Source organism: Photorhabdus caribbeanensis, from assembly GCF_018448885.1.
In the GTDB taxonomy this organism is placed as follows: Bacteria; Pseudomonadota; Gammaproteobacteria; order Enterobacterales; family Enterobacteriaceae; genus Photorhabdus; species Photorhabdus caribbeanensis.
In genome coordinates, this window is the sequence record NZ_RCWB01000032.1 from 42,337 (window position 1) to 65,148 (window position 22,812).

A 22,812-nucleotide genomic window follows, 5' to 3' on the forward strand; every position below is an offset into this window, starting at 1 on the left:
ATGATGGTTTATTCTTGCAATTGATATGTCGAGATCTAAAGAACAGACTGTTTACGATAAAATTGTCTTAATGCATGTTGTGCAATCAAAACTTGCTGGATTTGGCTGGTGCCTTCGATAATTTCCAGCACTTTAGCTTCTCGATATAACCGCTCCACAGGATAGTGATTACACAGGCCATTACCCCCTAAAACCTGTACAGCATTATTTGCAACCTGAATAGCAGCTAAGGAACTCTGATATTTAGCAATATTGGTTTCCATTATTGCATCATGGCTACCTTGGTTTCTTAATTCACCAATCTTCTCGCACAGGGCTTTTGCCGCATAAAAAACCGTTGTTGAATCGGTAATCAAGCCTTGAATTAATTGGTGTTGAGCAATTTTTTTACCGAACTGTTCTCTTTTACGGGAATAGGTAACCATTTCCTCCAGAGCCGCATGAGCAATTGCCACCCCTGCCCAAGCGATACTGTATCGGCCATAAAAGAGCGCAGTATTCGCCACAAAACTTAACCCGGCGCCTTCTCGTCCTATCAGGCTATCTTTAGGGATCTCTACGTTATCAAAGCTCAACTCGGATAGATAAGCACCACGACTAGCCAACAGCCCCGTCATCGGTGTGCGACTCAATCCAGCCGCTTCTTTTTCCACGATAAAGGCGCTGATTTTGTCGCCATTCTTAGCAAAGACCAGAAACAAATCCGCGATTCCCGAGTAGGTGATCCACTTTTTACTACCGTTGATGCGATAACCTGAATCTGTCTGTTCGTAGGTTGTTTGAATCGAACCAGCATCTGTCCCGGCATTGGGCTCAGATAGTGCAAAACAGGCAATCTTCTCGCCTTTACACATCGCTGGCAGATACTTTTCCTTTTGTTCTGCGTTGGCAAGTCTCACTAAAGTTTCACCGACCAAACTGGTGTGAACCGTAAGCAATGCCCTGGCAGAATTGCAGCCTTTACCGATCTCTTCCGTTAAATAGCCGTATGACAGTGGATCAATGCCACTACCGCCATATTCTCGCGGTAGAATAGATCCCAGAAATCCTAAATCGGCCATTTGAGTAATAACTCCTCTTGGCACGCCGCCTTGTTGGTCGAACACACCGGCGTTAGGCCGAAGTATTTCATTTGAAAACTCTTTCGCTAATTTAACCAGCCGGTCCATTTTATTATTCATAAATAAAATCTAACCTTTTATTTTTTGGACAAGTTGTTGCATTTTTTCAATCGAAATAAAATTCTCTCTTTCAATATATTCATCTGGAATTGAGATCGAAAATTTATCTTCGATAAAGCATAGAAGTCTCATAGAAAATAAAGAGTTAACCAAGCCGCTTTCAAAAATATTAGTGTCGTCCTTTAACTCTATTTCATCATCTAAATTGGTAATATTATTTTCAATAAAATTACGAATTTCTGTTGATATAATATATGAATCGTTCACACACTCATCCTTTAATTAATTTCAATTTTGACATAACTCGGAAAATCAGGCACTTGATTTAGATCATGGGAGAAAATGATGGTATCATCTGAAAGTTCCTGACATTTTTTAAAACCAGCAAATTGATAGGTGACATACATTTGCCTATTACGCGGTGTCCGCTTAAACTCAGCATGCAAATTATGCGATTTTTCTTTAGCTTGCTGCATAATATAAGTCAGAGCGATACTGCCGACACCTCTGGACAGGGTTCTACATGACATCAGCAAAAGCTTTATATAATCCGTGTCGCCTTTATATTGAACCAAAGCAAGACCTATTTTTCCGTAAGAGCCATATTTATCGATCAACTCAAAGACAAACAGGTCATGATCATCAGAGGCCATAAGCTCTGATAATTCATCGCGACTATAAGTAATGCCGGTAGAATTGAGTTGATTAGTGCGTTGGGTTAACTCTTCCGCTCGCAGCAAATCTTCCTCTTCGGCTTTGGAAATATAGAATTTCATCTCTAATTGACTGAGGAAATCGTCAGGAGTGCCGATAAATTGCTCCTCCTCATTCTTCCTGAGAATATCATCTTGATAACGACGCCTTCTCAGTTTTGCATCATCGGATATTTCCATATTTGCAATTCGCGGTAAATCTAAAAGTATCTTATATTCTAAAGCGTCAATACCAACAACCTCGGGGTGTCTTGAATTAACCTCATCCCTTTCCATTATTTGGTCATCAACAAAAATAAAAGTATCTGTTGAAATATTCAGACTCTTTTGAATTTTTTCTATCGATAAAGACTTCGGCCCCCAATTGATTTGCGGATAAATAAAATATTCATCCAGTTCAAATTCTCGAAGTTTAGCCATCGCATCACTGGCATCATTTCTACTAGCGATAGACTGCAAAATGCCCATGCTATCCAGTTTTTTAATAATCTGGGGAATATTTTCTTTGAGTTTCACCTCATCCTGCTCAGATAAAACGCCTTCCCAAATCGTATTATCCAAGTCCCAAATCACACATTTAACTGGTTTATTTGTTACTTCAACTTGTGTGTCAATATTCATTTTCACACTTCCCTGATTATTTATATTTAAAGAAACCCATACCGCTTTTTTTGCCCAAATGCCCGGCATCGACCATTTTCTTAAGCAGTGGACAGCATCGATATTTTGGATCCTGATAGCTGTCATAAAGGACACGTAATGAATTCACCACAGTATCCAGCCCAATCAGATCAGCGGTTTCCAAAGGCCCCATCGCATGGCCATATCCATCTTTAAAAATCTTGTCTATATCCTTTGGCGTTGCAACGCCATCCTGCACCAGAAAAGCAGCTTCATTCATAAACAGGTGAGATAATCGGTTTGAAACGAACCCGGGGTAGTCTTCCACTACCACCGCGCTCTTATTAATACTTTGCAACAAAGCTTGGGAAGCTTCTAGCGTTTTGTCGCTGGTATGGAAACCTTTAATAACTTCTACACATTTCTTAAGCGCGACGGGATTCATGAAATGCAGGCCGATAACTTGCTCCGGATAAGGTAAGCATGAGCCAATCTGAGTAATTGAAATACAGCTAGTATTTGCAGCGACGTATGTCTTCTCATTAATGACAGACGACAGCCGTTCATACACATTTTGTTTAGCTGCCAGATCTTCTTTCACATTTTCAATAACCCAGTCACTTCCTTCAATTTCCTGATAGTCACTGACCACTGTTACTCGTTCAAGCAGCTCATTTATATTCACCGATTTCAGTGAAGGCTCAAGCATTCGATAGAGCCTAAACTCATTTTTTATCCGGGAAGGAATGTTCTCAAGTACTGTCGGATCAATGTCTAGAATAACAACATCATGACCAAAAGCGGCGCACACCATCGCGGTGTCTAACCCCATAACACCTGCGCCAACAACCGATATTTTCAAAGCAAATCTCCTTTTTAAAATTGTAACAACAGACTAGAAACTGACATATCTTGAAGTACGTACAACTTTGATGATTGAAACTGAGCGAATAGTTGAAATTAATCTAATAGTTGAAGGGATTTTCAATTTGCCTTTCAGCTCTTGAATATCTTTGCAATTCAGTTTTTAAACTGATGAACGTATCGTTGTCTTCCCTCGCTCCAGCAGCAAGAGTGTTCCATACATTTTATTTTCTTATAGCTGATGACAGGTTTAGTACGCTACCGCCCCTCGCCATGACCGATGCGCATAAGGTGTGGTTGTTATTTTTATGGGACGCTTTGCCGAACACCCGCCCTCGCAGACACTCGGCAAAACACAGCGGACAGTTACCCTTCCACTGACGAATTGTGCGATGACGCCACTCGCTTCAAAAATCGAAACGAATGCTGTTACCGACACGAGTCAATCTAGGTAATTTTTTCGTAGTGCAACTCAACCTGTTTCAGGTGATTGTGCTTATCTTTGGTCGGGTCTTTAATGTTGTACGTAACAGATTGGCCTTCACCACCTTATGCAGCTCATCGCTCGGCGTCGGCACTTTCAGAACGGTCTCTAGTTCTTTACAGAACACGGCGTTGTCTAGCAGATTGGATTTCAGATCACGAAAAGTCAGCGTGATTTTTTCTTTGTTGCCATCAGTAAACAAGGTTTTTTTAACAATGAGGTGTACAGCAGAGGAATATTCAGAGAGTGTGCTGTTACAGTCATTTTTATTGACACTCGCTTTTTCATGTTCAGGCGGGAGATGAGTTGCCTGCCTATGATTAAAATCGCTCAGGAATAGCAATTTTAGCGGCCACTCAACTTTTTTCTGCGCACTACCAGTATGGAAGCTCCGTTTAATATTAACGTGTACTTTCGGCACTTCGTTCATAAAGCTTTCAAACATAGTATTTATCCTAAATAGTAGCTCATGAGAAGGAAGTCAGCCATGCGACATTGACGGGATGTATTTTGCTTCTGCTTCACAGAAAGACAGAGCAATAATGCCTATACATAAATTTCCATTAACAATAACACACAACAAACATTCGCACTAAAGTAAATTTTTTATATATAAAAACGAATTATCGATTTATCAAGCTCTGTTATCTCAAATTAGCTAATCCTTATAAACTCAACAAAACACTTTAAATAAACTAATAATAATCATACTCAATAAATATTTATCATTCAAATAATTAATCATTCTAATAATATTACTAAAAAGTAAACTTTCGTGTACGGGATGACATGAAAGCCGTGACGCTAACGTTACGAAAACTTCTATGGGTTATATGCACAGGCTTAACTGGCGCCTCGGAGAGGCATGAGATAACGCCCAAGGCGTCATATCAATGGTAGGCGATGGCGATAAAATCACTTATGATTCAGAGGGTAAGGATATGTATGAATGTAAAAAACAAACAAAGATAGCAGCGCTTATCCGCCGCTTATCCACAAAGCTCTAAACAGGCGGCCTGAAAATTCACCGCCCGTGAAATAATAACTGTACAAAATTTTAAACAAGGTCTTCTTGGGGACGAGATAAGGTTGATGCAGTAGATGTACGCGCGTTAAGGGCATCACTCACGATTGCTGAAAATTTATCGATCTCTATTGATAAAGGCTCATATCGCAACCACCCCAAGGTACAATCGAATAGCGCTTCCAGTCGTACCACAAATTCAATCGCATCGCGTGCGGGGATCTCCAGTCGTCCGCGCTCGATTAACTCTTCCGCGCTATCACCTGTCGTGTCGCAAGCAACTTTGATAATCAATCGCCGAATGTAATTCTCTGATATTGACATGATTTTCCCTTGAACAGTCATACGCAAACCTCCGTACTTATGGCACGAATAATAGCAACAGGATCAACTTCCGCTAGTTTAAAACGGCCTTTCACCTCTGCTGCGGAGTGAGTTAGAGCACGTTGAATATAGGTTTCAATTTCCTCAGTTATGCCATAAGGCACCAACCCAAGTTGTTTGACAAATTGTTGGCATTGGCTGTCAGAGAGTAAATTGGCATGATAGGCAAGTAAGTATTCCTTACAACGCTTAAACTTACTTTGCCAGACTACAACTTTATCTGCGATTGTAGCGGCAGAGTTTGCATTCACTGCAATTTCAGGAACATGGTGTAACACTAAATCGCGCAAAACTGCATTTTTTGGCTCTGCAATTAGCCGTTGCAATGTGAGAGTCAAGTCACGACGATGCAACAGACTTACACCTATTCGCTCAGCGGCAACCGGTGATAGCGGCACTTGTACCATCCGCATTAGTGCCTGTTCCGGCCACATCGCTGAAAGCAGCAATCCCAGTTGCCCTGCGGTGGTGTGAAGGAGCTCCCACTGGTTTTGGTCAGCATCTGCTCTCTCCAACTTTTCAACCATACAATAAAAAGCTTTCCAGGCACCTTCAAAACCGGCAATGCACGCTCCAATTACCTCATCACGCACAGACTGGTTCAAGCAGAGTGCAGCTAACGTTGTGGCAAAGGGCAATGAATAGACGGTGATACGTTGAATAGAGAAATCAACCGCTGCACGATAAGCGGCATAAGCGCGAAGCAGCTCAGGCCAGGGAGAATGACCAATCATTTCATACACATGCGAAACTTCATCGTTAGGAACATACGAGAAGTCATAAGCTGTATCAAACAGCGCCCGTAGCCAGAGCACCAATTGATGAAGATCCTCAGCTTGCCAACGTGCGCCATCAGTACGCTGCATGCGCAAGAAAAGTGTCCAAGTGCCTAACTGACAGACTCGATTTAGTGATACTTGCCATATAGGTTGCCATTCGACAATACGCAATGCCAACGCTTCGAATACATGTAAACGGCCAATGTCCTCTTGCGGAGCGTTTGGTAGTTCAGCAAATTCAACGATCAGCTCCTTCTCATTGAAGAGGAAACTGGCCTTGTGTACCACAAAGGGTAGCGAAATCTCCAGAATGTTCCGTGTTAACTTCAATAGACAAGAACGTGCATCACCAAAGCCATCCGCGATATTTATCAGTCTGCGTAAAGGTGCAGGCAATTCAGAACCTGCTCCAGTTCGGAAGCGGGCCAGCATCCATTGGTGTAAGAGATTGTGTAGTTGATGAGCATTTTCTATAGGCAGTTGATCAGGCGCCATATTGCCGGCAATGGGTATTAAAACTTGCCAGCGTAAGAAGTCGTCGCCCAAACATTCCGCAACGTTTTCTTTTAACCCGAGCAAAAAATTATCTGGCATGGGTTGATAGCGAGCACGCTCTATCCATCTTAAGAAAGAGCGTAATGCGGCCTTTTCCGTGGCAGAAAGAGTCGACAGTTGAGCAAATGCGATCCAACCACTAAGTAGATCCAAGTAACGCTGATGCGTGACGGGATCACGTCGATCTACCACGTCGGTTAATACCGCTTTAAGCACTTGATCATAAGTATCCACCAAGTCAATGCGACAAAGGCCCTGCAATGTCGGTAAGTTCTCTTTATGAAGAGTCTCCATTAGGCTGGCGGTAGCTTGCAGTAAATCGGCTGCTTCGCGGGCTCCAGCTAATGCAGCGGCAGCCTTAAAGCATTTCAGCGGAGTCAAAAACGCCAGATAGGCAGCAAACGCTTTTGGGGCACATCCCAAGCTAGCGAGCACGATCGGTGCTAGTTGGCCGTGGTGTATTATCTCCAATAGAGAGGCCGGAGAAAGCGTGGACTCTGCCGCACCGACCAGAGAATGTACGATATTTAACCGCTCAGTATCTTCGTAAATGGGCAGAGTTTCTGTATCTGCAAGTACATAAAGTATACATTCCAACAACAAGCGTGCGTCGCTATATGGCGCAGTTATCGCAGCATCGATCAATGACGCCAGTTGGATGGACGGCAATTTTTCAATCCATGCCTCGGTTTTAATTAACTGCATAATTAGGCGCAGATCATTGAGCCAGATGAGCCTGCCAGCCAGTGTTGGAATAGCTTTGCATAATCGCGGTAATGCAGATTGCGGATTATTTTTGGCGCTGAGAGCACAGAGATAATCTGCTGTCGCATCCATTGTCGGCCAATCAGAGGGTAAAAACGCAATCGCTCTCTCACCTGCCTGTGCGAGGAGCCAACCGGTTAAACTGGGGCTCCGAATAGCATTACCATTTTGCAGCCAGGTGTCGGTTGGAAAAATCGTGCGCTGTTTAAGTGTGCTATAGGTTTTTTCCGTTAACACCGGTAAGCCAATCAACGCACTTTGCAGAACATCGGTAACACGTTGAGATGTAAGCTCGGTTATTGACAGGAATTCACTGTCGTCAAACACACGTTGTACTGAGGCAGGTAAATTAACCGATTCGGCGGTTTCCGTTTTCAGTTCGATAAACGGCTTTTGTGCACTAAAGTAGGCCAATTCCCCCATACTATCAATGACTACCCAGGGAACAGCGGGAATATCCGTTAGTTGGCTAAGAAAAACCGGCAAATTTTGTTGGCGAAACATAATGCCAGCGTGTTCACTAGCCACCCCAGATTCAACGAAGACAGCGGTAAGCGCCGCTTGCACTGACGGAGGGAGACGCAGGTAACGAGACCAGGCATCATCCAATGTCGATGCAGAAAGGAAGCTGCCTAAAGAAGGAGCCGAAGGAGGCAGTAGTGCTGTCACCGGTACTGTGTGCATACAATGCGCCAGCTCGGTTCGTACTTCGGCAGTTAACCGCTGAACACGACGTTCAAGCGTGTAACTAGGCGCAGGGCGCACCTGTACTAGCCAAAGTTTATCTACGCGTACTTGGCGTAATTGTGTGCCATACCACAAGGGAGCGGATAACGTCGGCCAATGATAGGCAACCGAATTTACCCTTGAACCGGGCGATTGTGCTGCCGCAAAGCCAAAACCAAACGCCAGTTCTCCCCGGACGCCATCAGAAGCAGCCAAGGTCAGTCCAGTGGCCGATACCAGACCATGATCTGTTTCCAATACCCACTCAGTATCCAACGCAATTTCAGAAAAATGTTGATGCAACTGCCTGATAATTCTGTACAAACCATGACATGCATCGGCTGTCAGATAAGGCGCCTGTAAAGGTTCCACTCTGGGTGGAATGCCTTCAATCAACCGCTGAACAAAACAGGTGATTGGCTGTGGCTGATAATCAGGATTGATTAGTCGTTGCTGTGCGATAGCCCGAGGTTCAAATCCACTGAAAGTAACTTCAGCAACAATGTCGGCAAAATCTGCTGTACGATGGCAAATTATACTCGCATAGCCACCCGCATTGACGAAAATTACACCATCTTCCAGACCTGCGCTACGAACAATCCAGGGAGGCGGGCCACATACTTCCTCTACTTGTTTTATCCAATCATGATGCTCCGTAATATGTTTGCTGTAGATGGTGCGTAACAAAGCAACATCAGCATGTGGAGAAGCCTCTGTGATGGCAAGCACCTCATCGGCAGGAAGCGCCAACAAAGGGGGAATAAGAGCCGAAAAATCGACGTGCCAGGCGAGCTGTTGTAATCGTTCAAATTTTGCAGTCATCAGTTTTATTTTCTTACCGTTAGAGTCAAAATCCCAAGTGAGTTTTCGCGTTGAATAAGTACGAGTCGCGACTTTCATACCAACCCTAATGCTCTACCTGATATCTCTATTATTGGTATCAGGTTTTTCTAGGTAAGTTTTTGCATTTTACGGTAGATCAAAACAGTTAAGCCGGCAGGCAATTCTCTTAAATGCTCTACTATTTTGGTGCGGTTATTTAGAATGCCTCCTGAAAAACAGCGATATAATTCCCATGTCTAAACACAGCAAGAGGAATATAAAAGAGCCAAGTATATCTCTCTGATAAGCAATTCCGTATTTCCTCCTAATCAACACTCAAAATATAAAAAAAGAATATTTCGTCACAAAAAAGCTTTTAAAATATTATAGAGAAATATTTTAGACCTCCCAGTTAGTTAACGAATATTTATACGGAGGTTTATCAAATTAATCGTCCGAACAAATCTGGCACGTTTCTTTCGTTGATAACCCTCAAATGCCTATGTCAACGGAAGAGGACGATCTTGGATAACGGTTTTCATGACGAGGGTAGATATTAGGCGCTGAACGCCAGGCATGCTAGACAACCGTTCGTCATAGAGCTTCTGAAAAGCGGGCAGATCATGCGTAACGACGTGCATAAGATAGTCAGGATCACCGAAAAGCCTTTGCGCCAAAATAATCTGCGGTATTTCCGTAACGGCGTCTTCAAATGACCTGATTGCCAACCTGTCCCCTTCACGCAAGGTTACAAACACAATCGCGGAAAAGTTAAAACCAAGGCTGCTAGGATCAAGATGGGCACGATAGCCTCTGATAATCCCCGATTGTTCCAGTGACCGTACCCGGCGATGACATGGTGAAAGGCTGAGACCTACCCGTTCAGCAAGGTCGGTCACGGAAAGACGACCGTCCGCCTGTAGTTCAGCAAGAATCTTGCGATCAATCTTATCCATTTGGAAGGATCTCTCTTTTATCCGTATCAAAATAACCAAAGTTGGAAGCACATTTTAACGATAGAAGGATATTCTTTCCACTGATGTAAACAGCCCGGATGTACTTATATTTTTCATCAAAATGGTAATCCGGAAATGGGAATAATAAAGGTGGAAATAATATGCGTATTTACTCATGTTGCAGGAATCTTTCAGACTGGAAGACACTACAACTTGTGACTGTAGAAGCTGTAACCCTGCAATCTAATTGGGGAATAAAACTATGGAATTAAGCCTGTTTGCTGCATTCTGGGTTGTCTCCGTTTTGCTTATCATCACTCCAGGAGCAGACTGGGCTTACGCCATATCTGCTGGTATGCACGGCCGTGTAGTACTTCCTGCGGTAACAGGACTACTATGCGGGCACCTCATTGCGACAATTGTTGTAGCAGCCGGTGTAGGAGCACTGGTTGCTGGTACGCCAGTCGCTCTGACAGTATTAACAGTAGCCGGAGCAAGTTACCTGCTGTGGCTTGGCATTAACATGATCTGTCATCCTTCTGTACCTACAGCAAGCGATGAGCGGGAGGTAAGCTCCAGGTCACAATGGGCGATAAAGGGGCTCTGTGTCAGTGGACTGAACCCGAAAGTCTCCCTGCTATTCCTGGCACTGTTGCCGCAGTTCACCGATCCGACAGCCGGCTGGCCGATCCCGGCACAAATTATGGCACTGGGTCTGCTTCACATTTTAAGTTGTGGTGTAATTTATCTGATAGTCGGGTATGGTTCCCGGGCAATCCTAAAAACCCGCCCACAGGCCGCGCACGTTGTCAGCCGGGTATCCGGCACCGTGATGATTATCATCGCGGCACTCTTATTGGTAGAACAATTCCTCTGAGAATGTAACAAATGTCTGATATCACAATCACACAACTGTGAAGATTATGAAACAGCACGCCCACGCCATATAAGGAGGGAAAGTCGGTGTTTGTGCCGTTATGCGTAAACTCTTACGGTTAGCTTATGATGAGATGAAATCGGACACATTATTTAACTCAGAAATACCGCTTGCAGTTTAATGACTGACACGGTATTTGAGCTCTCTTAAGCCGTCCCTAAGAAATCCTTTTCCGAATGGAAATATTCAGTGACGGTTTATTCTTTTTAAGGCAATAAACAATGATTCCGCCTAAAACCGTTAATATGAATCCCTTTACACTACGGTGACACAAATGCTCTATCTGAGAAATACTCTTTAACTGATCATTGAATGGTCTCTTAATAAAACACTTTGATAACATCATCTTATCCCACTCCGCAAATAGGTTGAGGTTTTCATCTTCTTACGTATTGAAGTGATGAAAGTGACTCCGAGCTTCATTAGATCGTTCATAAGGGATTGGCTAATATACCCTTTATCTCCGTAAAGAGAATTGGTTAGGTTTTTTACTAATTCACAAACAGGCTCACGGTAATCCACGTTGTCAGCAGTGATTTTGGCTGCCACAATTTCGCCTTGATGACTGACTATCAGATGTCATTTAAACTCATAAAACCATCCTATCGTGGTTTTTCCCCATTAATCACCCGAACGAATCTGGCATGTTTTTTCCATTGATAACCTTTAACGAAAAGGTGAATAGATACAGTGGTCGGCTACCACTGCCTTACTCAAATGAAAGAGATAACGACTAAGCAACCGAGCAGCCACTGCGGCTGCTCCGTGAGCACCTTGCGAAGCATCACCGATCTCGACAAACTCCATACCAACAATACGGAACTCGCTTAACAACCGCTCAAAACAAGCCAACAAAGGATAGAAATTGAGACCACCCAGTACAGGCGTTGCTGTCTGCGGCACCTCGGTACCAAACAGCACATCGACGTCAAAACTGATGAACCAAGGTAAAGAACGATCCATATTCCTGAATAGGCGTTCGTAACCCGCTGTCTCCGCTTCAAAAGCCGAGAGCACATAGAGCTTAGGCTCCACTTCTAACTGGAGGTTCTCAGTAGGTTGACAAAAATAATCACGAATACCAACCTGCCAAATTGATACAACATGAGGCATACGACGAACCCAGTGCATGACATTAGCATGGTTAAGCTGCAAATCGCAGGGCGCCCCCATAGCATACAGATCAGGATGTGCATCAAACTGCAACACCCCCAGACGTGGATAACGCTCACCTAAAGCCCTTATGCTGTAGAAAGCCTGGGCATGGTCCCCCCCTAGGATAATTGGACACGCATCCCGTTCCACAATATTACGGCATACATAGGTAAGCCGTTCACCAACATCGGTAGCACTATCCACACTAGGACGATATACGACATCGCCAAGATCGAACAAACGCAGACGTTCTGGCTCCAACCGAGTACCGAAATCAAGATCCAGTAAAACCCCTTTTCCCGCTGTACCCAGAGGATGCCTAAAGCACTGTACTAACTGAGAACGCACGCGTTGACCACCACCTGCAACCGATATCTCTCCTCCTGTTGTCGTCAGGATAGGAGCATGCAATAGCACGGCATCATCGGCCTGGAGTTCATCAAGATCAAAGACGCTCATTGACTGTCCCGCCGGTTCCGAAACCGGTATACAAAGCCCGCCTTCCAAGGCAGTACTCGCCTCTTCCGGCAGCAGAAAATGGTACTTCACCATAGCCTCAAACACAGCAAGCCCCAGATGCTGGACTATCATTACTCCGGCCAAAACAGCCTCTGACTTTATCTGTTCCAATAATGATCTTATTTTGCCGGACACGCGCAGCCGCTTAGTTCCCAGAGGAATACTGATCTCTATACGCCCAGGTTCAACAGGATCGTAACGCAGTCCAGGGTGAACACGGTATCTAAGGTTTACCCGAGCCTTCATGAGCTCATCCCTCCTTCCAACCAAGGAAGCAATTGGTGAAACTCTAGGGCTCGCGCGCAGTCAGCTACTTTATGAGCAATTTCTGGCGATACAAAATTCCTAGTCAAGCTAATAGTTGGCCCTTCATTCACCACCTCATGCCACCAAGTTGCAGGAATGTATAACAAATCGCCTTTATTGACCTCTAAGTAGCGCCACTCTCCTTGGTCGCAACGGGTTTCGAGCACTTGTAAGGCTTGAGCTCTCTGTTGCTCATACTCATGGTCCCAACAAACTGGCGCATGTAAAGCTAACCGTTTCTTGCCCTCAATCACAGCCAGCCAAGCATGAGTTTCCAACACATCGTAATGGAGAGCGGTGCCCGAACAATCGGCACCAATGAATATCCATAGAAGAGGCTTGAATAGCTTCTCTGGAATGCTTTGCAACAAATCACCGACAGCGGGTATAGGCTCATTGAAGTCCTGCAACATATCTGGATTATGCTCAAAGAATCTCCATCCAGAAGCATACAAGTTAGCCAACCGCCCTTCACCGCTTTTCAAAGCCTGAATATATTCACATACAGGAACTTCAACCTCGAACTCTCCATTTGCATTACTCAGCGCCAACTTCTGCTCCTTCATCCCTGCAAAGAATTCCCAGCTCCAGCGCCGGTGAGCAGCCCAGTCCAAAGTGACTCCCGTTAGTAAAATAGGCGACATCAACATCATTTCACTCATTTTTAGGGCCCATTGATGTTAGTTCCGACACAAATTGGTCTTCGCGATGCAATAAACGCTGAAAAAGGCCATTACGCGCCTCCAATTCACTCGGCGTCCCCATATCGATAATCTGCCCTTGTTCCATGACCACAATCAGATCAAAGCGACTCAATGTCGCAACACGGTGAGTGACAACGACCACCGTCCGTTCTGGCATTTTATCGAGCAAATAATTGAGGATACGAGTTTCGGAAATTGTATCTACCGAGGATGTTGCTTCATCAAAAATAAGTAATGGGGATTTCTTAAGTAAAGCGCGAGCAACACTCAAACGCTGCCGTTCACCGGTGGAAATTGACGCACCACGCTCTCCGACCAGAGTATCCAGCCCCTGAGGCAACCCTTCCACCAACATCATAGCTTGCGCCATTGTCAACGCATGAGAAACCTCTTCAGCGCTACTGACAGAAGATCCATAGGTTACGTTTTCCCGTACAGAACGGTTGAACATCAAGGCAGATTGCAAAGCTTCACTCGACACTCGATGCAAACTGCTCATCGAAAACTTGGCTAAAGGCAATCCATGCAGTTCCACTGTTCCGGAATCCGGTACCATGTCACCACGCAGCACAGCTAGCAGAGTAGACTTTCCTGATCCAGATGGTCCCACAATGCCCACTTTGGTACCCGGTTCGATACGCAGGCTAATATCACGAAGTACAGGTGTTGCACCATAACTGCTGCATACGTTGGATAACACAATTTGTCCTGGTACCGGTAATATTGGTGAAGGCTCTTTCGACTCGATGTCTACCGGAATTGAGGATAACTCTCGTAAGCTGGACCGGAGCACTCCCAAAGAGTCAAAAATATCAACAAAATGAAATGCAACGGACTCGAAGTGCCAGGATAGCGCAATAATAAGGGAACAGGCCGTGATGAGTTGAGGCAATGTCAGTTGATCTTGTTCATATTGCAAACCAATATAGAGTAAAGTAACGATGCCAAATAACCACTTATAGGTACTTTCAATGAGCAAAACAAATACCCAGTAACTACGTACCCGCCGACAAGCATAAAGATCTTGCCGCAACGCATGACCGAAATTATGCCGCTCTAAGCGATAAGCAACAAAGCTCCTGATCAAAGGTACGTTGGTCACTATTTCCGCCAAATCTGAGATCACTTTGGCATGAGCATCGCTGGCATCCTCAACAATATTCATACCGGTATAAGCCAAATAACTAGAAAGTAGTAATGCCGTGATCATCCATATCCCAGCAGCTATTGCCATAGGTGCTGATACGCCGACCAACACCAGCGTGGTGAGAAGCGCCACAGAAAGCAACTTGACCACTATCTCGGCCACCAAACCTACAACGCTTTGCAGACTATTAGCAGCTAACTCAACACGTTCGACAAGATTACCGACGGAGTTCCCCGCCAGGCTCATCGGTTTAGCGTGCATCAGTCGAGTAGTCAGATGGTCTGTCACGCCAATACGCAGATTTTGACTGGAGTACAGCAACGCCAGACTGTGAATAGCTTGTAGCAGTGGCGCAGCCCCCCAAAGTGAGATAATAATGGCAAGCATTATCACCACTTGCTCCTGTTGACCTAGCAAAGCAAGCTCAGTCAACCCGCCCAATACATAGGACTGACCAACATTACATATCGCCCCCAACACGGTCATGATAATCATGATAATGGTACTTACCGGCGCACAAGCCAGGATCGCAGCACGAATATACTGATATGTACAGTTACCTGACTGTTCAAGCGAGATCGCTTTTGGCTTGGCAATATTTAAAGAGGCCAAGCGAGCAATGCTATGCCGCCAGGCCGATTGAAAAATGGATTGCATTAGGTTCCTCATAGAGGCTCAATTAGCAAGCCGCCCAAGCGAACTATCGTCCTGACGAGTTCAGCCACAGCCGCAGAATTGACCTTTCCAGTAACACTGCGTTCCAGTACCTCATAGGGTACCCGTCCGCCAGAATTCAACAGTTCACACAAGGTTGCAAAGAGCTCATTAGGGCGCCCCCAGATTACTCTACGCCTAACCAACAATGCCTGCCGACTGCCGAGATTCATGCACAGCAAAGGGCAACATGGGTGAATACGCAAGGTGCTGAGACGCAATTCTGCCTCACTCACTGGAGCAACCACTACAGTACTCAACTCGGGCGGCGTTATGATGAAGCCATTGCCACGCACAGCCAAACGCCTGAGCCGGACCAGTTCCTGCAAAGAGATAGGTTGTTCAGCCACTGCCGCAAACGACTTAGCATCCGGCGCAAACAAACGTAAACCTTCCGCACTTTCAAGTTGCACATCATCCGGAAACAGCGTGAGCCCTAATGTTGCTGAGAATTGCTGTGTCTCAAGAATATGGAAATCCCCCATCGGAATGAACAAGAGATCGCCAGGTTGCAACTCATACCGCAGCGCGTGAGGCAGCAGTGCTTCATAGTCCGTTGTAGATAGCGTCCCCCCACTCAGTTCAATGTACTTATCCCGAGGCCATACAAACGCGATTTTACTCGCTGGCCCCAGGTGCCAAAGCAAGGACTGGTCTATATCATCATGCACACCAAATGGCGTGTAGCCGTAATTGCCAAAAAATGCATAGAAATCAACGCCACACTCGGGTGCAGATCCTATGGCCTCGAACAGAGGCATCAGCATATTTTTTTGCATCTGTTCGGCAAAGAAGGAACTCCAAGCACTCAAACCGTTAAATGTGACACAAAACTCAGCGCTTTCATTAGCCTTAGCCAAACGCTGATTCAGTGTTAGATCGGTCTGCGATGCCAAAGATATCAAGGCATCTGTGATGGTGTAACGCTGTCCTCCTCCAACCCAAGAGCGTACACGAGGTTGTTCGAATTGAGAGAAACGGGTGAACATCTGGCTCACCACTTCCAGAACCTGAGCGTAACCAGGCATGATTGCTTTCAGATGCGCGGGCGACTTCAATCCTTCTGAAGCTTCCAAGAGTTGTAGTGCCCAGTTTCGATCAATATCCATAAGACATCATCTCACTCATTGCACAAAATGTGGATGGCGAAGATAAACCTATCAACGTCTTTTCATCAAGGTCCTACGCGGCAAGCTGCAATCCGCCTAGCCTATGCAACTGCCCCACGGTGACAAGCAATGCATCCAGCGATACTCTTCCATCAAGCTTCGCATACAGCTCGCGTACACTGAATGATGTATCAGGAATGACTTTCATCAATCTGACACAAACTTCATTTCGAGCAAGGCGAATGCGGTTCCCACGGACAAAAACCAACAAATCTTCCTCCACCTCGATAGTGGTCAGAGGAAAATCCGGATCGCGAATCAAACGGGTATCTGGAGTCATCACATCGTCTTGAAAACGGACAAAAGAATAACGCAGATGCCGACGGCTTAAAGCTCTTGCCATGCTCTCAGCATGTATTCGCCTTAACCATTCTGCCTGAGAATACTCACTCTTTTCGGCCCGCTTGACGACCTCATCAATAGAACCTTGGAAACGCTCTTCGGTAATAGCATGTTGGAGAATTTTCTCGGTCGCCTTGGCGTCCGGATATTTTGATACCGCAAATGCAACACCGATTGAGAAACTATCTGTATTGCCAATATGGTACCAATGCGGCGGCAGCAAAAAAACATCCCCCGCTTCGATGACAAAGGTCTCGCCATATGGCACCAAACGCTCCGGATGGAAACAATTCTTTCGTTCGCCATTCAGTCGATGAAACTCTTCTTTACTAAAGAGCGTCATCTCCTTAGCCGAAGGACCAGTATGAAAATGAACGACTGAGGTGTAAGGATCATCAATGTGAATGCCAAAAGGAGTGTAGCCATAGTTGCCGATAAACAGCGTTACCTCAACCATACTCCGCCAAGCGCCTTGAGCTTCGACGATAGGCGCAAAAACGCGAGCCCCCATACGAGCCAATTGATCGGACCATTGCTCAGCGCCATTGACAATAATGCCAAACTTACGTCCATCGGTGGCCCTGGATACATAGTCCTTGAACGTCTCCCCCGTATGAGGTTGATTATATAAAACTTCGTTCTCGTACTTAGGGCTTTGCAGGCCGTCGATATACAACCGCAATGAACCACTGATAGCCCGTTCAGCTTCTATCGACATACTGGCGAACAAATCAAAAAATAAAGCATCATCAAAAACTGCCGGTTCGAAAACCCCCTTCAATAGAAGAGGAGCCATTTTGCACGGTGCCTTAATAGGATCATATTCATAAGAAGCGCTGGAGGACTCATGAACATAGATGCGTTCGTAAAGTGGCTCCAGTCGCTGCATAGATGATGATGGAATCAAGGCTTTATCTTGAATCACATCAGACATTATATTTACCTAATGAACAATCTGACGAATATGCCGAACAGGTCGGGATACTGAAATTTGGGGAATGTCTTCCACAACTTCCAAGCCGAGATCGTCAACACTAGCCTCCATCTGATTGGTGGCTACATCGCTGTCTTCCATTACCGCATTGGTGTCTTCTAGCATGATACCCTCCAATTAAATGAGTTTAATTTGAATAGGTTTATCTGAATAGGTTTGTTGTTATGCCCATAACTTTTGAGCAACAATAAAATAACAAACCCATTCCGACACATCAACATTACTGAAGAATAACCTCAGTAATAGTTAAAAAAAGCCACCATATTAGCAAAAACAATTAAAATTTTTGTACAATTAAGGAGTAAACTACTGAATTGCCCCCATTTTTTTATAGACATTTCGACGTCTAAATACCTCTAGGGTCCAAAAAATGTTCCACACGGGATCGATACCGATAACAACAGCGATTAACCACGATCTAAATTTGCTAGCGATATAAAGCATGAAAGCTGGCTAAAGCTTTCCGGTTTTTTTCAAGACTTTTAGCCAACTTAGTAGCCAATGCCTGCAACAGTTATTCGTTCATAAATTCATCTGCCATACGATGACTGAACATATCAAAGACAAACAACGGCAAAATCTATTTACAAGCTCATGCAATAATTCCCATCAATTTTTTCAGCCTTTTTGATCATTCTTAGCAACAAACCCTTGGGAACGGATCAACTGATTCATTACTTTTAGATCGACCAATAGATCGTCAATATCGTTATCTAACAGACGCTGGTGCATTTCGCTAAATACTACGCTCATTTCCTTTATCCCTTGATAAGTCAGGGATTTCACCTCTTCGAATTGCGCACTATCAGCATTTTGTTCCTCTAACAAAACACAACGTTCCAATGCCTTAACAATCATTGGCAAATAACGGTTGAGAAATAACTTACCGGGAGTGACATCCCTGGCATCAGCCTGCATACAGTCAATGATCGCCTGAGTTTTCTCCTCAATCAGGTTAACTAATTCCTGCATCTCATATGCCATACCAGACTTATAACGTTTGATCTGAGCCAATTGCTCATAGTATTCAGCAAACTCTGCCTGTGTCTCATCTTGCCGACGCTGCTCCTCTGCCTGTTGACGAGCAACAAGCTGTTGTTGCCGTTGCAGCGCTTTCTGCCGTCGAAAATTATTCCAAGGCTCCATCAACACCGTTACCAGCACGACACCAAAAAATACGACACCAAACCAAACAGGAATCGCATGGGCATCAATTCTAAACAACGCGGCAATAGTACTCGCTATTATCAGTAATAACGGGAACCTGCTTACCTCTAGTTTACGTTGTCTGATAATCGTGATGAGCAAAGCCGCCAGCCCGCCAAACAATAGTGCGGCAGCCCACAGCCCCGCCAGCGGACTCAACACCACCACTAACCAACCGGCCAAAGTCGCCGGCCTATATGGACGTGACGGATAGAGAGCCAGCAATCCGATATAGACTGATACCACCACTATGGTGGAAATATGACCACCACCCACAGGCAAGGCCAAAAAAGACCAAGGAGTATACAAAACAATACAAGCCAGTATAAAAGCGAGGATAAAGACTTTGATATGAAACAGTACACGTGATAGAGACCGCTTGATGCTACCGAACAGGGACATGACTTCCTGTTCCTGCTGCGATGCCGCATCACGGTCAGACGATGATTGAGGTGTAGGCATAGGATATTTTACTCTTCTTAATATCTATTACTGTCAGGAAAGCATCTAATGAGATGATTAATAATGAGATGACTAATATTGTGCATTAGCCGCCGCAGTTAAACGCTGACGTAAATTATCTTCCATTGAGGAGAGTTCTTTCTCAATCTCAGTCCGCTTAATACGCGCTTCTGACGCAATGCGCATTGTATCCTCAATCGTATTGACTAAACGGCTCTGCACATCGCGCAAGGTTTCAATGTCAACGATAGAGCGTTCCACTTCAGTAGCCGTTGCAATGCTGCTTTGTTGCAGGATTTCAGCATTTTTGCGTAATAATTCGTTGGTCGTATCAGCCACCTCTTTTTGCAATTTAGCCGCTCTACTCTGAGCTTTCAGTGACAGATTGAGTACCATCTGACTTTTCCAGATTGGCAATGTAGAAAGGATGCTGCTCTGGATCTTTTCCGCCAGTTGCTGGTTATTATTTTGTACAATCCGGATCTGTGGGGCAGTCTGTATAGCAATGGTTTTTGACAGTTCCAGATCGTGAAGACGGCGTTCAAAGCGATTAATATTTTCCAGCAGATCTTTAACACTCTGCGCATCCATCATATCTTGAGACATTTCAGCCTTTCTCTGTAATGAGGGCAACTCCACCGTTTTAATCTGTTGCAACTTCTGTTTGCCCGCTTCAACATAGAGCGATATCTCTTTATAGAAACCTAGATTGCGATCGTAGAGTTGATCTAACACCGTGATATCACGCAGCAAGTTAAGCATTGCACTATCCAGATGAGTGGCGATGGTATCGACCTGTTGTGTTAGCGTCTTTTGATCAATCATAGTGCGTTCAGCTTTCTTAAAAATCCCGCCGATCAACGGTAATTTTCTCAGAAAGCGACTACTTTTCTCTTCCGGGGACAACGCATCATGTTCACGAATAAACATAACCAAATCCGAGAGTTTTTGGCCTACCTCATCAGCTTCTTTGGTTTTTACATTCTCCAATAACGTATCAGCAAAACGGGCAATCCCTCCCATAGACTGAGCACCATAGCTGATCACCGCCGCAGGTTGCGAAATATCGATCTTTTCTATTAGCGTGTTGATGTGCTCCTGATCAATCAGAACAGTTGACTCATTGAGAGCCATTTCACGACCAAATGATGGGATAGGTGTAACTTTAGTACTCATAACATTATCCTGTTAGCTGAATTTGTATGGAAAATAAGAAGTTATTATATGGTGTCTAAGACGTGTTTAAAACAAGTTCTATTTTCTGACCCGCCTGTAAATATTAAACATCTGCGCAATAATACCTGCATAACCCCACATTGTAAGCTAATTAGGCAACCTTAATTGTACCGAATACGTAACGCTCCCTAACCAGACAGGAATTATTCGACGACGATATTTTTGCCAAACTCATCTAATGAACAGATTTCAGCGAATTTCCTTCATTAACGTAGAAGAAAAACTTAAATTATTCAATTCGAATTATTATCGGTATTATTGCAATAATTACTCCTAATCTGGTTTTGGATTATAGTAAATATAAATATGTCAATAAAATCAGTGAATATAATTAAATAATGGTATGAATGGTAAATTTCAATATATTGATATGCACTTTAAAATACGACTTTAAATATCAAGCCAATCACTAATTAATTGAAAATTAACCTCTATATAGATTGGTAAAATTAATTCATTTATTTATTTATTTATTTATTTATTTATTTATTTATTTATTCAGTGTAATATATTACTAATAAATACAAAAACAGCTCTATAATCGAGATGTTTTTACATAATATTGCTAATAATCAATTACCATCCAGTAGTATCAACACTATCGCATAATCAAGTTATTAACTATTTGAGGCCAAACAGATACTTCATAGTAAAATGACTGGAATCAGTTTATTTTAATCAAAAACTGATGATAAGGATATTAACCAATTAATTACAAAGTGCTAATTTTTTGGTTAGCACTCTGCATAATAACGGCTCATTATAAAAGACGGTTTGACCACAATATTAACTCCTCTACAATTCTGTCAGCTCAATATATACGATTTTCCCATTCATTATTCTACCAATACCGCTATCAATTTCAGATTTTCTCGTGATGTAATTGTTCACCACGGCTAAACGGTGGCTTCACCGTGGCAATAAAACCGTAACGAATGGTAAGACACCAGTGATGAAGAAGAACGGGTATCTATTTCTTGAAGTATTTTTATAAAAATCGAAGATAGCTCACAACCATTTTACTCAACAAGTCATTTCTCATGTCAAGCAATCATATTACTGATATATAATACATTATTATAGATAATTTCTTGTTTTATGCCGTATTATGCTATTATTATATGCAGTAATTTTGCATCTCTCTAAAGGGGGAGTTATGACAGCTTACGAAAAAATAAAACAAAAATTAAACAGATCAAGACGTTACGTTTTTGAACGCAAAGATTTTGCTGATATCGCCAGTTATGATCAAACTGGCCGGGCACTTAAACAACTCACACAGAAAGGGCTACTCATTAAAATTGGTCATGGGCTATATACAAAAGCCAGACCGAGCACTATATCAGGCAAACCTATTCCAGCAAAACCTGGCGGTGTAGATGCCATTGTATCCGAGGTGCTAAAACTCAAAAAAATTGATTTTACTTTTGATGATTTAACACTCAAATTTATGAACGGTGAAATAACCCAAATCCCGGCATCAATTAAATTCAAATTTGATAATCGGAAATTTAGCACTCGCTTACAAATAGGCAGAAAAGTAATAAATGAAAAAGATAGATCAACTGAGAAAAGAGTTTAATGATGTTGCATTTGAACTAGGCATAGATAACCCTGCAATCATTGAAAAAGACTTCTGGATAGTCCATTTACTTACTTTAATTGCAAAGGTTGAATCTGACGTATTTACCATTATTTTTGGTGGTGGTACTGCTCTGGCTAAATCACACGTTAAAATTATGCGAATGTCTGAGGATATTGATCTTAAAATTATTCCGCGTAGCAACTGGCAATCTGTTAGCCGTTCGGAACGTAAGAGAATTCGGAAGATTTTTCAAGAACAGTTATTTACTACCATTATTACTGATGATGCTTTCAAAATTACTGAAAAACCTATAAAACGTGATGAATACAGGTATGTATACCCGTGCTCATTGAAACTGCTTGATTTTCGCCCAAATGAGGTTCATGGTATCCGTCATGAAAATATTCATTACCGATGAACAAAAAGCCGAACTTGAACACCGCCATCACACCTGCCGTGATA

Annotated in this window: 19 protein-coding genes and 1 pseudogene; 3 read left to right on the top strand and 17 right to left on the bottom strand. The window is 43.6% G+C overall.

The genetic code is table 11. From position 1 onward, the window contains the following. Positions 1–35: 35 nt before the first annotated feature. The 8 genes from EAE90_RS18215 to EAE90_RS18250 form a co-directional block, all read right to left on the bottom strand. Entirely contained in the window at positions 36–1,181 is a 1,146-nt protein-coding gene (locus EAE90_RS18215; RefSeq protein WP_246550914.1) for an acyl-CoA dehydrogenase family protein, read from the bottom strand. 9 nt (positions 1,182–1,190) lie between these two features. After that, complete coding sequence (locus tag EAE90_RS23980) at positions 1,191–1,448, bottom strand: phosphopantetheine-binding protein (RefSeq protein WP_214054673.1); 258 nt, start codon at positions 1,446–1,448, stop codon at positions 1,191–1,193. 11 nt (positions 1,449–1,459) lie between these two features. Next, positions 1,460–2,584, bottom strand: a complete 1,125-nt coding sequence (locus EAE90_RS18225) for an HAD-IIIC family phosphatase (RefSeq protein WP_246550917.1) — start codon at positions 2,582–2,584, stop codon at positions 1,460–1,462. Beyond that, entirely contained in the window at positions 2,532–3,377 is an 846-nt protein-coding gene (locus tag EAE90_RS18230) for a 3-hydroxyacyl-CoA dehydrogenase family protein (protein ID WP_214054674.1), read from the bottom strand. The genes EAE90_RS18225 and EAE90_RS18230 overlap by 53 nt, the downstream gene beginning before the upstream one ends. A gap of 484 nt (positions 3,378–3,861) precedes the next feature. After that, complete coding sequence (locus EAE90_RS18235; RefSeq protein ID WP_214054675.1) at positions 3,862–4,308, bottom strand: type VI secretion system contractile sheath small subunit; 447 nt, start codon at positions 4,306–4,308, stop codon at positions 3,862–3,864. Positions 4,309–4,920: 612 nt separating this feature from the next. Beyond that, on the bottom strand, positions 4,921–5,211 hold the full coding sequence (locus tag EAE90_RS18240; RefSeq protein ID WP_214054676.1) for a DUF6137 domain-containing protein: 291 nt from the start codon (positions 5,209–5,211) through the stop codon (positions 4,921–4,923). A 17-nt stretch (positions 5,212–5,228) separates the two neighbouring features. Continuing rightward, positions 5,229–8,996 (bottom strand): hypothetical protein, encoded by a 3,768-nt coding sequence (locus EAE90_RS18245; protein WP_214054677.1) that lies wholly within the window; start codon positions 8,994–8,996, stop codon positions 5,229–5,231. A gap of 422 nt (positions 8,997–9,418) precedes the next feature. Next, positions 9,419–9,874 (bottom strand): Lrp/AsnC family transcriptional regulator, encoded by a 456-nt coding sequence (locus EAE90_RS18250; protein WP_036778185.1) that lies wholly within the window; start codon positions 9,872–9,874, stop codon positions 9,419–9,421. A gap of 262 nt (positions 9,875–10,136) precedes the next feature. On the opposite strand from EAE90_RS18250, the gene EAE90_RS18255 reads away from it, so the two are divergent. Beyond that, positions 10,137–10,751, top strand: a complete 615-nt coding sequence (locus tag EAE90_RS18255; RefSeq protein WP_214054678.1) for a LysE family translocator — start codon at positions 10,137–10,139, stop codon at positions 10,749–10,751. A gap of 206 nt (positions 10,752–10,957) precedes the next feature. Here EAE90_RS18255 and EAE90_RS23985 read toward each other — a convergent pair. From EAE90_RS23985 to EAE90_RS18305, 9 genes and pseudogenes are all read right to left on the bottom strand, one after another. Continuing rightward, positions 10,958–11,429: pseudogene (locus EAE90_RS23985) on the bottom strand (transposase); the annotation flags it as partial. 48 nt (positions 11,430–11,477) lie between these two features. Then, a complete protein-coding gene (locus tag EAE90_RS18270) occupies positions 11,478–12,731 on the bottom strand; it encodes an arginase family protein (protein ID WP_214054681.1) in 1,254 nt (417 codons plus the stop codon). Further along, a complete protein-coding gene (locus tag EAE90_RS18275) occupies positions 12,728–13,435 on the bottom strand; it encodes a cupin-like domain-containing protein (RefSeq protein WP_214054682.1) in 708 nt (235 codons plus the stop codon). The genes EAE90_RS18270 and EAE90_RS18275 overlap by 4 nt, the downstream gene beginning before the upstream one ends. A 10-nt stretch (positions 13,436–13,445) precedes the next feature. Next, on the bottom strand, positions 13,446–15,299 hold the full coding sequence (locus EAE90_RS18280; protein WP_214054683.1) for an ABC transporter ATP-binding protein: 1,854 nt from the start codon (positions 15,297–15,299) through the stop codon (positions 13,446–13,448). 8 nt (positions 15,300–15,307) lie between these two features. Then, positions 15,308–16,432 carry a cupin domain-containing protein gene (locus EAE90_RS18285; RefSeq protein WP_214054684.1) on the bottom strand — a complete coding sequence of 375 codons (1,125 nt, stop codon included), beginning with the start codon at positions 16,430–16,432 and terminating at the stop codon, positions 15,308–15,310. A gap of 106 nt (positions 16,433–16,538) precedes the next feature. Next, positions 16,539–17,801, bottom strand: coding sequence for a cupin domain-containing protein (locus EAE90_RS18290; RefSeq protein ID WP_214054685.1), 1,263 nt, complete (start codon positions 17,799–17,801; stop codon positions 16,539–16,541). A 9-nt stretch (positions 17,802–17,810) separates the two neighbouring features. Further along, positions 17,811–17,966, bottom strand: a complete 156-nt coding sequence (locus EAE90_RS18295; RefSeq protein WP_214054686.1) for a hypothetical protein — start codon at positions 17,964–17,966, stop codon at positions 17,811–17,813. Between the two features lie 513 nt (positions 17,967–18,479). After that, positions 18,480–19,529: a 5-bromo-4-chloroindolyl phosphate hydrolysis family protein gene (locus EAE90_RS18300; RefSeq protein ID WP_214054687.1), complete on the bottom strand. Its 1,050-nt coding sequence runs from the start codon at positions 19,527–19,529 to the stop codon at positions 18,480–18,482. A 72-nt stretch (positions 19,530–19,601) separates the two neighbouring features. After that, complete coding sequence (locus EAE90_RS18305) at positions 19,602–20,705, bottom strand: toxic anion resistance protein (protein ID WP_214054688.1); 1,104 nt, start codon at positions 20,703–20,705, stop codon at positions 19,602–19,604. 1,216 nt (positions 20,706–21,921) lie between these two features. Between EAE90_RS18305 and EAE90_RS18310 the strand changes: the two genes are divergently transcribed. Together EAE90_RS18310 and EAE90_RS18315 are read left to right on the top strand one after the other, a co-directional pair. Further along, entirely contained in the window at positions 21,922–22,347 is a 426-nt protein-coding gene (locus tag EAE90_RS18310; protein ID WP_214054689.1) for a type IV toxin-antitoxin system AbiEi family antitoxin domain-containing protein, read from the top strand. Continuing rightward, entirely contained in the window at positions 22,313–22,768 is a 456-nt protein-coding gene (locus EAE90_RS18315) for a nucleotidyl transferase AbiEii/AbiGii toxin family protein (protein WP_214054690.1), read from the top strand. Before EAE90_RS18310 ends, EAE90_RS18315 begins: the two co-directional genes overlap by 35 nt. The last annotated feature ends 44 nt before the right edge of the window (positions 22,769–22,812 follow it).

Coding starts and splice junctions, on each gene's coding strand:
- EAE90_RS18215 (WP_246550914.1), bottom strand. CDS start 1,181: ATGAATAATAAAATGGACCGGCTGGTTAAATTAGCGAAAGAGTTTTCA.
- EAE90_RS18225 (WP_246550917.1), bottom strand. CDS start 2,584: ATGCCGGGCATTTGGGCAAAAAAAGCGGTATGGGTTTCTTTAAATATA.
- EAE90_RS18235 (WP_214054675.1), bottom strand. CDS start 4,308: ATGTTTGAAAGCTTTATGAACGAAGTGCCGAAAGTACACGTTAATATT.
- EAE90_RS18240 (WP_214054676.1), bottom strand. CDS start 5,211: ATGTCAATATCAGAGAATTACATTCGGCGATTGATTATCAAAGTTGCT.
- EAE90_RS18245 (WP_214054677.1), bottom strand. CDS start 8,996: ATGAAAGTCGCGACTCGTACTTATTCAACGCGAAAACTCACTTGGGAT.
- EAE90_RS18250 (WP_036778185.1), bottom strand. CDS start 9,874: ATGGATAAGATTGATCGCAAGATTCTTGCTGAACTACAGGCGGACGGT.
- EAE90_RS18255 (WP_214054678.1), top strand. CDS start 10,137: ATGGAATTAAGCCTGTTTGCTGCATTCTGGGTTGTCTCCGTTTTGCTT.
- EAE90_RS18270 (WP_214054681.1), bottom strand. CDS start 12,731: ATGAAGGCTCGGGTAAACCTTAGATACCGTGTTCACCCTGGACTGCGT.
- EAE90_RS18275 (WP_214054682.1), bottom strand. CDS start 13,435: ATGTCGCCTATTTTACTAACGGGAGTCACTTTGGACTGGGCTGCTCAC.
- EAE90_RS18280 (WP_214054683.1), bottom strand. CDS start 15,299: ATGCAATCCATTTTTCAATCGGCCTGGCGGCATAGCATTGCTCGCTTG.
- EAE90_RS18290 (WP_214054685.1), bottom strand. CDS start 17,801: ATGTCTGATGTGATTCAAGATAAAGCCTTGATTCCATCATCATCTATG.
- EAE90_RS18295 (WP_214054686.1), bottom strand. CDS start 17,966: ATGCTAGAAGACACCAATGCGGTAATGGAAGACAGCGATGTAGCCACC.
- EAE90_RS18300 (WP_214054687.1), bottom strand. CDS start 19,529: ATGCCTACACCTCAATCATCGTCTGACCGTGATGCGGCATCGCAGCAG.
- EAE90_RS18305 (WP_214054688.1), bottom strand. CDS start 20,705: ATGAGTACTAAAGTTACACCTATCCCATCATTTGGTCGTGAAATGGCT.
- EAE90_RS18310 (WP_214054689.1), top strand. CDS start 21,922: ATGACAGCTTACGAAAAAATAAAACAAAAATTAAACAGATCAAGACGT.
- EAE90_RS18315 (WP_214054690.1), top strand. CDS start 22,313: ATGAAAAAGATAGATCAACTGAGAAAAGAGTTTAATGATGTTGCATTT.